12 protein-coding genes are annotated in these 10,244 nt (G+C 66.1%); 3 read left to right on the forward strand and 9 right to left on the reverse strand.

Annotated features, from left to right (window positions below; all coding sequences use genetic code 11):
* Window positions 1–145 precede the first annotated feature (145 nt).
* On the reverse strand, window positions 146–601 hold the full coding sequence (locus QMG72_RS16940; RefSeq protein WP_226774731.1) for a (deoxy)nucleoside triphosphate pyrophosphohydrolase: 456 nt from the start codon (window positions 599–601) through the stop codon (window positions 146–148).
* Window positions 602–771: 170 nt separating this feature from the next.
* On the opposite strand from QMG72_RS16940, the gene QMG72_RS16945 reads away from it, so the two are divergent.
* Window positions 772–1,980 (forward strand): MFS transporter, encoded by a 1,209-nt coding sequence (locus QMG72_RS16945; RefSeq protein WP_226774196.1) that lies wholly within the window; start codon window positions 772–774, stop codon window positions 1,978–1,980.
* A gap of 46 nt (window positions 1,981–2,026) precedes the next feature.
* Here QMG72_RS16945 and QMG72_RS16950 read toward each other — a convergent pair whose 3' ends face one another.
* Window positions 2,027–2,947 carry a cation diffusion facilitator family transporter gene (locus QMG72_RS16950; protein WP_226774195.1) on the reverse strand — a complete coding sequence of 307 codons (921 nt, stop codon included), beginning with the start codon at window positions 2,945–2,947 and terminating at the stop codon, window positions 2,027–2,029.
* A gap of 228 nt (window positions 2,948–3,175) precedes the next feature.
* Between QMG72_RS16950 and QMG72_RS16955 the strand changes: the two genes are divergently transcribed.
* Complete coding sequence (locus QMG72_RS16955) at window positions 3,176–3,442, forward strand: GlsB/YeaQ/YmgE family stress response membrane protein (protein WP_253033207.1); 267 nt, start codon at window positions 3,176–3,178, stop codon at window positions 3,440–3,442.
* A 131-nt stretch (window positions 3,443–3,573) separates the two neighbouring features.
* On the opposite strand, the gene QMG72_RS16960 is transcribed toward QMG72_RS16955, so the two are convergent.
* The 4 genes from QMG72_RS16960 to infC all read right to left on the reverse strand — a co-directional run bounded on the left by QMG72_RS16960 (window position 3,574) and on the right by infC (window position 6,538).
* Window positions 3,574–4,485: a TrmH family RNA methyltransferase gene (locus QMG72_RS16960; RefSeq protein WP_283481207.1), complete on the reverse strand. Its 912-nt coding sequence runs from the start codon at window positions 4,483–4,485 to the stop codon at window positions 3,574–3,576.
* Window positions 4,486–4,550: 65 nt separating this feature from the next.
* Window positions 4,551–5,027: a 50S ribosomal protein L20 gene (gene rplT / locus QMG72_RS16965; protein WP_226774192.1), complete on the reverse strand. Its 477-nt coding sequence runs from the start codon at window positions 5,025–5,027 to the stop codon at window positions 4,551–4,553.
* 118 nt (window positions 5,028–5,145) lie between these two features.
* On the reverse strand, window positions 5,146–5,340 hold the full coding sequence (gene rpmI / locus QMG72_RS16970) for a 50S ribosomal protein L35 (protein ID WP_009358635.1): 195 nt from the start codon (window positions 5,338–5,340) through the stop codon (window positions 5,146–5,148).
* A 115-nt stretch (window positions 5,341–5,455) separates the two neighbouring features.
* The gene (gene infC / locus QMG72_RS16975; RefSeq protein ID WP_502934672.1) at window positions 5,456–6,538 is read right to left on the reverse strand and encodes a translation initiation factor IF-3; all 1,083 of its coding nucleotides are present in this window, start codon (window positions 6,536–6,538) and stop codon (window positions 5,456–5,458) included.
* Window positions 6,539–6,972: 434 nt separating this feature from the next.
* On the opposite strand from infC, the gene QMG72_RS16980 reads away from it, so the two are divergent.
* Window positions 6,973–7,359 (forward strand): DUF1844 domain-containing protein, encoded by a 387-nt coding sequence (locus QMG72_RS16980; protein WP_226774191.1) that lies wholly within the window; start codon window positions 6,973–6,975, stop codon window positions 7,357–7,359.
* Between the two features lie 125 nt (window positions 7,360–7,484).
* On the opposite strand, the gene QMG72_RS16985 is transcribed toward QMG72_RS16980, so the two are convergent.
* From QMG72_RS16985 to QMG72_RS16995, 3 genes are all read right to left on the reverse strand, one after another.
* Window positions 7,485–8,807: an MFS transporter gene (locus QMG72_RS16985; RefSeq protein ID WP_226774190.1), complete on the reverse strand. Its 1,323-nt coding sequence runs from the start codon at window positions 8,805–8,807 to the stop codon at window positions 7,485–7,487.
* A gap of 58 nt (window positions 8,808–8,865) precedes the next feature.
* Window positions 8,866–9,765, reverse strand: coding sequence for an SseB family protein (locus QMG72_RS16990; RefSeq protein ID WP_282359390.1), 900 nt, complete (start codon window positions 9,763–9,765; stop codon window positions 8,866–8,868).
* Window positions 9,766–9,777: 12 nt separating this feature from the next.
* Window positions 9,778–10,244, reverse strand: a 467-nt coding sequence (locus QMG72_RS16995) for a HisA/HisF-related TIM barrel protein (protein ID WP_283481212.1), incomplete at its 5' end; no start/stop codon positions are given.

Here is a 10,244-nt window from a genome sequence, read left to right on the forward strand (position 1 = left end):
GAGTAGGCACACGCTTCACCCTTTGGCGAGGGGCGGGCTCCGCAGGCGGGGATCGGCGGCGCGTCACCCGCAGCTCACCTGGACGGTTTTCAGGGCCTCCATGTCACGTCCGGGGCGCCCGAAGCGAAGCACAACACCGGCGGTCTCAGGGCCCCGGCGCCGCTGCGTCTTTCCGGCCCTCCACGGCTGTCAGCAGCGCCTCCACAATGGGCAAATCGGCCGGGATCCAGTCCAGGGCCAGCACGGCGCCGCGGTCCTGCAGATCGACCCAGCGCAGCTCGTCGTGGTCTTGGAGCGGACGCGGATCGCCGCCGAGAAGCTCTGCGAACCAGACCCGCATCACGGCACGTTCGTTAAGCGGCCAGCCCTCCGCCGCGCCCGCAGCGAGTTCTGCTCCCAGCCTGACCCGGACTCCAAGTTCCTCCCGCAATTCCCGGTGCAGGGCCTGTTCGGGCGTCTCGCCGGACTCGACCTTGCCGCCGGGAAACTCCCACATGCCGGCGAACTGCGGGGGCGCCGTCCGCCGGGCCACAAGCAGCCGGCCAGGTTCGGCGAGGGAGTCCAGTACTGCGCCGCCGACAACGTTGATGAGTCCAGTCACGCGACCAAGTCTAGGGGCAGGGCACACGTGGGAGAGAATGGAACCGGCCGGTGGCTGCGGACCTGGAATACCCGGCCCGCCCGCCCCGTTCAACTCATCAGACCGCAGATCATATTTAACTTGCCGCACCCTCCTGGTTCCACCCGGGAACGTCCCCGAAAAGCAGACGAATGACAATCACCGCACGAACACCGGCGACGCCCAAGACCGGCACCCGCACTGTTTCCCTAGCCATCGTTTCCCTCGCCATGGGCGGATTCGGCATCGGCACCACGGAATTCACGATGATGGGCCTGCTGAAGGAAATCGAGCAGGGCCTGAACATCAGCACGCCGGAGGCCGGCCATTTGATCTCCGCGTATGCCCTCGGTGTGGTGGTTGGCGCCCCTGTGCTGGCCGCCGTCGGCGCCAAGCTCCCGCGGAAGTATCTGGCCCTGGGGCTTATGCTCTTTTTCAGCGTCGCCAACCTCAGCTCCTTCATCGCCCCCGATTACGGCACTATGCTGCTTTCCCGCTTCGCGGCGGGGTTGCCGCACGGCGCCTTCTTTGGTGTTGCTGCGGTGATTGCGGCGTCACTGGTCGCCCCGACCCGGCGCGGCTGGGCTATTTCGATGGTGATGGCCGGCCTGACCGTCGCCAATGTCATCGGCGTACCGTTCGGCACCTGGCTGGGCCAGACGTATGGCTGGCGGCTGCTGTTCCTGCTGGTCGGCGGGATCGGCGTGCTGACCCTGGTGATGCTTTCAAAGTTTGTGCCGTTCCAGAAGCCGCACGCCGATGCGAGCTTCCGCCGTGAGCTGGGCGCCCTTAAACGGCTCCAGGTCTGGCTGGCGATCCTGATTGGCGTCGTCGGCTTTGGCGGTTTCTTCGCCACCTATACCTACATTGCGCACACCATGACCTCCGTGGCGGGCATTCCCTCGGCCTGGCTCCCGGCCGTTGTCGCGCTGTACGGGGTGGGCATGGTGGTCGGGAACATCGTTGGCGGCCGGATCGCGGACAAGTCAGTGATGGGAACGATCTACTGGGTGCTGCCGGGCATTGCCGCGGCACTTGTGGCCTACGCGGTGGCCGTGCATTGGCCGTGGTCCGCGTACCTGATGGTCTTCGTGGTCGGCGCGGCCGGCGCCATGCTTGTCCCGGCCCTGCAGACGCGGCTGCTGGACGCTTCTCCCGACGCCCCGTCGCTGGCTTCCTCGCTCAACCATGCGGCCCTTAATGTGGCCAACGCCTTGGGCGCATTCCTGGGTGGGCTTGTCATCGCCTGGGGCTGGGGGTACGTCGCTCCCGCGCTGGTCGGAGCCGTGCTGGCGCTGCTGGGCCTTGGAATCGCCCTCATCAGCGGACGGGTGGAACGCAAGAGGCCGCTGGTCCGGTAGCCGCACTGCGGTTCCCGGATCAGCGGCCCCTCAGCATCATGACCGGTCAGGTGGCGTTGACGCGCTGGAGGTCCGGTTCAAGGTAGATAACCCGCGCGATCGGAACAGCTTGCCGGATCCGGGTCTCGGCACTGTCGATAGCCGCAGCGATTTCCCGGCCGGTGTCGGAGCTGCCGATGCTGATCTTCGCCGCGACGAGCAGTTCCTCCGGACCCAAGTGCAGGGTCTTGAGGTGGATGATCGAGGTGCCGTCGGATTCGATGGCCACCCGGATCCTGGTGACGTCGTCCTTCGTGGCCGATTCACCGAGCAGCAGTGACTTGGTTTCGATGGCAAGCACAGCGGCGATGGCAACCAGCAGGAAGCCGATCATCGCAGTACCCAGGGCATCCCAGATGCCGTTTCCGGTGAGCAGGGTCAGGCTGACGCCCAAGAGCGCGAAGAACAGGCCCACAAGCGCGCCGAAGTCCTCGAGCAGGATAACGGGCAACTCCGGCTGCTTGGCGCTGCGGATGAACTTGACCCAGCCCTGCTTGCCGCGGAGGGGATTGGATTCGATGACGGCTGTCCGGAACGAAAACGACTCCGCGATGACGGCACCGATCAGGACGGCGAGCGGGACCCACCAGAACGCACCTTCGATGGCGTGTGGGTGCTGGAGCTTTCCCCACGCTTCATACAAAGCAAAGAGGCCGCCCACGCTGAACAGCACGATTGAGACGATAAAGGCGTAGATGTAGCGCTCCCGGCCGTATCCGAACGGATGCTCCGGACTTGCCGCCCGTTTGGCACGCTTGCCGCCCACCAGCAGCAGGAGCTGGTTGCCGGAGTCCGCGAGCGAGTGGATCGCTTCGGCCAGCATTGATGAGGAAAAAGTCAGGAAGTACGCGACGAATTTCAGGACGGCGATAGTCAGGTTGGCGGCAAGCGCCGCAACAATCGCCTTGGTACCGCCATTTGCAGCCAAGAGAGCCTCTTCTAAGGGGTTTGGGAAGGTGGTGGACTCCGGCCGATGCGCGCGCCCACAAGGAATACCGTACCTGCTCTTGCCCCGCCGCCAGCACCCGGGGCGACCGGTCCGGCGGGGCAAATAACAATTGGGTGTGCGGCTACTGACAAGCAAACCGGCCTATGTTAGCTTGAAGCCATAATCGGGATTCACCCTTTGGATGCCGACGAATATGTAGGAGGAGTAATGGGCTTTCTTGGCTGGATCATTCTCGGACTCATAGTAGGTGCAATCGTCAAGGCAGTTATGCCTGGCAGTGTCGGCGGCGGCTGGGTTACCAGTCTTGTACTCGGCGTTGTCGGCGCTATTGTCGGCGGATGGATCGGCGACCTGCTCTTCGGCGGCGGCAAGATGGAATTCTGGAACCTCGGTTCCTGGGTCCTGGCCATTGTCGGCGGCCTGGTGGTTGCCGGCGTCTACGGCGCCATCACGGGGCGCAACAAGACCACATAACTACACCGGCACAACGGCGGGAGCCCACCTTGCGGTGGACCCCCGCCGTACTTTTGTGCCCTGCTCGTTGTAGCCACGGGACCGGGAGCGGCCCCGCGGTCCCTGACTCTGTGAGCCTGACTCTGCGGGGCTTAGCTCTGCGGGGCTCCGACGTCTTGCTGCGAGCGGGCACTGGCGTAGAGGCAGACGGTTGCCGCGGTCCCCAGATTGAGGCTTTCAGCCGCGCCGTAGACCGGCACGGCCACCCGGTGGTCGGCCAGGGCGAGCTCTTCATCGGAGAGCCCTTGGGCTTCGTTGCCGAAGAGCCATGCCGTCGGGCTTTCCAGCGCGTACCCGGCGTCAGGTGCCGGTGCGCCCAGCCGGCGGGCAGCGTTCTGGTCCTGGAGCCGGTCCAGATTAAGTTCCCCTCCGCCGTCTGCGGCGAGAACTCCGATGCCACGTTCCTTGCAGCGGGCCGCCAGCTCCCCGGGCTCGGCACCAAGCACCACTGGCAGATGAAAGAGTGACCCGGCCGTCGATCGGACCGCCTTGGGATTGTAGATGTCCACACTGGAAGCGGTGAGGACAACAGCATCCGCGCCGGCCGCGTCCGCTGCCCGCAGAACGGTGCCGGCGTTACCCGGGTCGCGGACCTCACACAACACCGCCACCAGCCGCGGGCCGGCGTCAAGTACCGTCTCCAGGCTCACATCGAGGAAGCCGCAGACCGCGAGCACACCCTGCGGGGTCACCGTATCCGCCATCGCGGCGAGGACTTCGTCGGTGGCTAAAAAGGCTGTGGTGCCCTCGGCGAGTGTCTCCAGGTCAGGGTGCCGATCCAGGCAGGACTCGCTCGCGTAAACCTCATAGACAATGCCCGGCTCCCCCGCGGCCAGCCTCTTCCGGTGCAGCACCAAGGCCTCCCGGACCGCCTGCGGCCCCTCGGCCAGGAACTCGCGGCGCTTTAAACGGGCCGGGCGCCCGGCAAGTTGTGCCACCTTCCTCACTCGATCAGCTCGAGGGTTGGAAAGTACATCATCTTGCGGGCGCCCGGTTTCGTTCATATAAGAACCTTAGTAGCTTTTCGAGCCGGTTCTTGAACGCGGTAGTCCGTGAACGAGCTCAGGTACTACTTGGCAGCCGTGTCGGCGGCCGGCTTGGCAGCGGCCTTCTTGGCGGGGGCCTTCTTCGCAGCCGGCTTCGAAGCGGCCGGTGCAGCTTCGGCCTGCACGGCCGGAGCTGACGTGTCGGCGGGCAGCGAGTCCTTGGCGATCTTGACAAGAGCGGCGAAGGCGTTGGCGTCGGAGACGGCAAGTTCGGCCAGCATCCGGCGGTCAACCTCGACCTCAGCGGCCTTCAGGCCCTGGATCAGACGGTTGTAGGTCAGGCCATTGGCGCGGGAGGCAGCATTGATGCGCTGGATCCAGAGGCGGCGGAAGTCGCCCTTCTTCTTTTTGCGGTCACCGTAGCTGTACACAAACGAGTGCAGCAGCTGCTCTTTGGCCTTGCGGTACAGGCGTGAACGCTGTCCACGGTAGCCCTTGGCGCGCTCAAGAATAACCCGGCGCTTCTTGTGGGCGTTGACCGCCCTCTTCACACGTGCCACGTGCGTACTCCTTAGAAAATCTGATCCCAAGCATCTACTGCCGGAGAAACCGGCTGGCCTGAGAAGCCTTTTTGGTAGTTGACTACTGCCAGGTGGCAATAGTCAGAGAACTTGGAACTTAGATGCCGAGCATCTTCCGGATGACCTTGGCGTCGCCCTTGAAGACGATCTTGTCGCCGGCGAGGCGGCGGGTCAGCCTGGAGGACTTGTGCTCGAGGTAGTGGCGGCGGTTAGCCTGCTGGCGGCGCAGCTTGCCGCTGCCGGTCAGCTTGAAGCGCTTCTTAGCACCACTGTGGGTCTTCATCTTCGGCATGGGAACCGATCTCCTAACGTATCCGCAGACAGGGTCTGCAGTCTTTCGTGCAGCCGCCCCTGCGGGCGGCGTGCTGGTTGCTTGCTGCCGGACGTTGCTGTCCGGCAGCCCTGAACTAGTTGGTCTTCTTGGCGGCCGGCTTGACAGCTGCCTTTGGAGCGGCCGGCCGGGCGGCCGGCTTCGGTGCCGAGGGCCGCGGGATCGGCTTGGGGGCAGCAACCGGCTTCGGTGCTGCCGCCGGAGCGGCCGCGGGAGCCTCCGGAGCCGTGGCTGCGGCCTTGGGCGCTGCCGGGGCCTTGCTAACTGCCGGCTTGGCGGCGGCCTTGGGCGCCTCACGCTTCGGAGCGGCCTTGGCGGCCTCCTGCTTCGGCTTTTCCTGGACGGCAGCCTTAGCAGCCGGGGCCTTCTCTGCCGCGGCGGCCGGAGCCTCGGCGGTTTTGGCAGCGTCGGCCGCGACGGCGTCAGCCTTGACCGTTTCCGCCGGCTCTTCGACGACGTCGGGGACGGTTTCCGCTGCCAGGGCTTCCGTGGCCGGAGCCGCTGGCACGGCCTCCTCAGCTGCTGGCGCCTCGGTCCGGACCTGGTAGCCCTCGGGAAGAAGATCCGCGAGCGACTGGGTCAAGGGTGCATCAGGTGCCGAGGTTTCGACGCGGCCTGAAGCTTTGGCTTCGTTCTCGGCTTTGGCGTCCGCCCGCTGCGACGCCCGGCGGGCTTCTGCCTTGGCTTCTGCCTTGTTCTTGAGCGGGCCAACGACCATGACCATGTTGCGGCCGTCGATCCGGGGACTGGACTCCACGACGCCAACCTCGGCGACGTCGTCCGCGAAGCGCTGGAGCAAACGGATGCCCATCTCGGGACGCTGCTGCTCACGGCCTCGGAACTGGATCATGGCCTTGACCTTGTCTCCGGCGCCGAGGAAGCGGAGCGCGTGGCCGCGCTTCGTCTCGTAGTCGTGGGTGTCAATCTTCAGGCGAAAGCGAATTTCCTTCAGGACCGTGTTGGTCTGGTTCTTCCGGGCTTCACGTGCCTTGACGGCGGCTTCGTACTTGTACTTGCCGAAGTCCATCAGCTTGCACACCGGAGGCTTGGCCTGCGGTGCAACTTCAACGAGATCAAGATCGGACTCGGCAGCCAAACGCAGGGCATCCTCAATACGGACAACGCCTACTTGTTCGCCTGCAGGGCCGACCAGCCGCACCTCGGGGACGCGGATACGCTCATTGATTCTTGGCTCGCTAATGTTAAGGCTCCTGTGTTCGTAAGGGGGTATTCCACCGGCAAAAAGAGAAGGCCCCCAATTGCCGGAGCAATCGAAGGCCTCGAAGATCGGCGCTGCCGGCCTCGAATGAGGCGGCATACATCCTGCCGGGCTGACGCCCGGGAAGAATGCCCGACCAGGTACCCGGCAACCTTACTTCTTGCGAAGCTTCCCGAAGGAGAGCGGCTGACGCGGGTGGGAGAGAACTCCGCTTGCAAACTGAAAATCGATTCTACAGAACAAATTCCGTCCGACGCACCTCCATGACGGGCATGGCGGGTTCGGACTTGTCCCGACGCTGGGCCGCAGCGGTGAACTAACGGCGCAAACAGTGGAATAACGACAATCAGTCGGTCTGTGACAAGCTTACCAGCATGAGCACATCAGAGCGTAATTCACACGTTTACGAGCCCGCCGACGCCCAAGGCGACGTTTCACAGCAGATCCGCGACATCTCCGAGGTGCCCGCAATCGAAGTCATCACCACCGCCGCAGTGCACCTGATGAGTGCCGCAGCAGTGAAGCTTGGGCTGGCCGCCGAAGAGAACGCCGACGAACTCAAGGACCTTGACGAGGCACGCAAACTGATCACGGCGCTGGCCGGACTCGTCACCGCGGCGGCGCCTGAAATCGGTTCCCAGCACGCCGGACCGTTGCGCGACGGGCTGCGGTCCCTGCAGCTGGCCTTCCGAGAAGAGTCCGTCATCCCGGACGCCCCGGGCAAGGGTCCGGGCGAAAAATACACCGGCGCAGTCAACTAGGCACCACCGGCAAACCAGCGAGTACGCGGGGACGGCGGGCAGACCATTGTGGTCCGCCCGCCGTCCCCGTTAAAGCCGTCGTCCATGCAACTGCCGGGCCAGCGGCGGTCCGTCCCGGCCGGGGCTCAGGCTGAAGCGAGGCGCCGGCGGCGGCGTTGCTGCAGCACCAGGCCCACGAGGCACAGGAGCACCCCGCCCGCCCCGACCGCCAGGAATCCGGTGGTGGGCCCGACGCCGTCGATAAAGACCCCGGCAAGCGGTGCGCCGAACGCGACGCCGCCGGTCAGCGCCGAGCCGTACCAGCCCATCGCCTCGCCGCGGCGCCGCTCGTCGACGAGCTCGGCAACCTTCTCCGAGGCGGCCGACAGCACCGGCGCGCACAACAGTCCCGGCAGCAGCGAAAGGATGCTGAGTGTCCAGGTGTCCTGCGCCAAGGACATCGGGATGGTCAGTGCGGACATACCAAGGAGCAGCAGGATCGGCGAGATCGGCCGGTGCATGGCGCCATACAGCAAACCACCGATCACCGACGCGGCGCACCAGAAAAAGAAGACCAGTCCGATCTCACCCTGGTGGCCACCGGTTTCGAGGGCGGCCACGATCCCGACGTCGGTGCCGCTCAGGACCATCCCGGCACCGCCGGCAACTGCGAAGACCGCGGCGACCGCGGTGGTGAACCAGCTGAAATTGTGGATGACCCTGCGCCGGAGCCCGGCCGGCGCCAGCCGCCTGTCCTCCGCGGCGGCAAGCGGGACGAATTCGGCCGCGGCTTCCTGCAGGTGCGCCGGGGCGGCTGCCACGACGGCGGCTTCGGCGGCGTCCTGCTGGCTGGCGCCAAAGACCGCATCGGACTCACCGTCAGACTCGGCACTGCGGGTCGGCGGGTTGAACCACATCAGGAAGAGCCCGGAAACCGAGGTGGCAATGCCGACAATTGTCAGCCCCAACACCGACTGTCCGGCGGTCGCGACCAGGGCACCCGCTGCGGGTCCGATCATAAAGACCAACTCGGTGGAGATGGCGTCCAGGGCGAAGGCCGTCCGGCGCTGTTCGCCGGAGGCCAGCACGCCGAGGGACTGGCGCACCACACTGAAGATCGGCAGCGTCAGCAGGCCACCAACAAAGACCAGCGGCAAAAGCACTTCGTAGGACACGTGCGGCACCACTGACCAGATGACCGCCTCAGAGACGACGGAGGGAATAAGCGCGCGGCGCAGCCCGACAGTATCTACCCGCCGTCCTCGCCAGGGTGCACCGACGGCAATGCCAATTGTCATCACCGCGGCCGCTGCCCCGGCAGCCGCATAGCCTTGGCCGAGGGTCAGCACAATGTGCAGGGTCAGTAAGACGCCGGCAGCGGAGTGCGGGATGCGGGCCACCATTCCGATCAGCAGGAGCCGCCTGATCGGCTGAACGGCCAGCAACTCCCGGTATATCGCGAAGTTCACGGATCACATCCTTACTGGTCGTGCCCGGGCCGGCGGAGTCTCCCCCGCCGGCCGGGGCCTATTCCGCCGCGCGCTGCAGTTTGACTTCGATCGAGTCAACCCGCTCGGCAAAAACTTCATTCCGCGCCCAGGCGTCATTAAGACCGGACACGATGGCCTGGACGCCGGCGGCGTCGAGTCCGTCTTCAAGGTACAGCAGCACCCGGAGTTCCGGGCCGGAGCCGCCGCCGGGAAGCTGCCTTCCATCGGCCGCAAGCGAGGCGACTCCGCCGCCACAATGAATTTCCACCCGCCGAACGGCAGGAAAGCCAACGGCGGCCGCCCCAAGGCTCCGGGCCAGCTCCGGATCAGCATAGGACGGTGTCCAGCCCCGCTGCTGCGCGAGGGCCCACACTGCCGGCCGCCGAACCACAAAGGTGATCGGAGAACCCGGGTCCAGCACCAGCAGTTCCGCGCCCTCAGCGACCGCGGAGAGTGCCGCGCGGGCGGCATGGACCGCCACCGGGCGAGCATGCGGGTGCCAGGCGGCGAGCGAAGCGGCGGACGTGAACACCGGCATCGCCGTCCGGCCGTCGGGCGCCTTGAGGGTCACGAGGGCCATATCGGCCTGCTTGTCTGAATGCAGGTCCGCAACGCCAACGCCTTCTTCGGCGAGCGTGGCGAGAATCGGCACAAACACCCGCGCGGTCGACAGCGCGGCCACCACCGCCGCTTCGTCGCCGGCGCCGGCGGCCAGTGCGGTCAGCGCCGCGAGGTAACCGGCGTCGGCTGCGCCGTCGTCGTTCTCGAAGTTGTGCACGCTGGCAGCTTCGCCGGCCAAGGTGCGGCCGGACCAGGGCTGGCCTGCCGAGTCTGTCGGACCGCCGGCGCCGGCCAGGGCCGCCGCGATATGACCGGGCAGCGGCCGTGCCGGGGCCCGGTCACCAGGCGTGCGCTCTTCCCCGGAGAGGTGCTCCATGCTGCGCGCGCGCTAGCGGCGGCCGGCGGCGTCGAGGGCTTCAGGCAGGGTGAAATTGCCGTTGTAGAGGGCCTTGCCGACGATCGCGCCTTCGACGCCGAGCGGCACGAGGGAGCGCAGGACCTTGAGGTCCTCGAGGCTGGAAATCCCGCCCGAGGCTACAACGGGTTTGCCGGTCTTCTCCACCATCTGGCGCAGCAGTTCCACGTTGGGCCCCTGCAGGGTGCCGTCCTTGGTGACGTCGGTGACGACGTAGCGGGAGCAACCGGCTTCCTCGAGGCGTCCGAGGACGTCCCAGAGGTCCCCGCCTTCCTTGGTCCAGCCGCGGCCGGCCAGTGTGGTGCCGCGGACGTCCAGGCCGACGGCGATCTTGTCACCAAAGCGCTCGATCACCCGGGCGGTCCACTCCGGGTTCTCCAGGGCGGCGGTGCCCAGGTTCACGCGGGCTACGCCGAGGTCAAGAGCCTTCTCAAGCGATT

The sequence above is a fragment of the Pseudarthrobacter sp. PH31-O2 genome, from assembly GCF_030063265.1.
Taxonomy (GTDB): domain Bacteria; phylum Actinomycetota; class Actinomycetes; order Actinomycetales; family Micrococcaceae; genus Arthrobacter.

Bases quoted from the DNA above. Each gene is read 5' to 3' on its own strand.
- QMG72_RS16955 (WP_253033207.1), top strand. From the start codon at position 3,176: ATGGGCTTTCTTGGCTGGATCATTCTCGGACTCATAGTAGGTGCAATC.
- QMG72_RS16990 (WP_282359390.1), bottom strand. From the start codon at position 9,765: ATGGAGCACCTCTCCGGGGAAGAGCGCACGCCTGGTGACCGGGCCCCG.
- QMG72_RS16980 (WP_226774191.1), top strand. From the start codon at position 6,973: ATGAGCACATCAGAGCGTAATTCACACGTTTACGAGCCCGCCGACGCC.
- rpmI (WP_009358635.1), bottom strand. From the start codon at position 5,340: ATGCCGAAGATGAAGACCCACAGTGGTGCTAAGAAGCGCTTCAAGCTG.
- QMG72_RS16945 (WP_226774196.1), top strand. From the start codon at position 772: ATGACAATCACCGCACGAACACCGGCGACGCCCAAGACCGGCACCCGC.
- QMG72_RS16960 (WP_283481207.1), bottom strand. From the start codon at position 4,485: ATGAACGAAACCGGGCGCCCGCAAGATGATGTACTTTCCAACCCTCGA.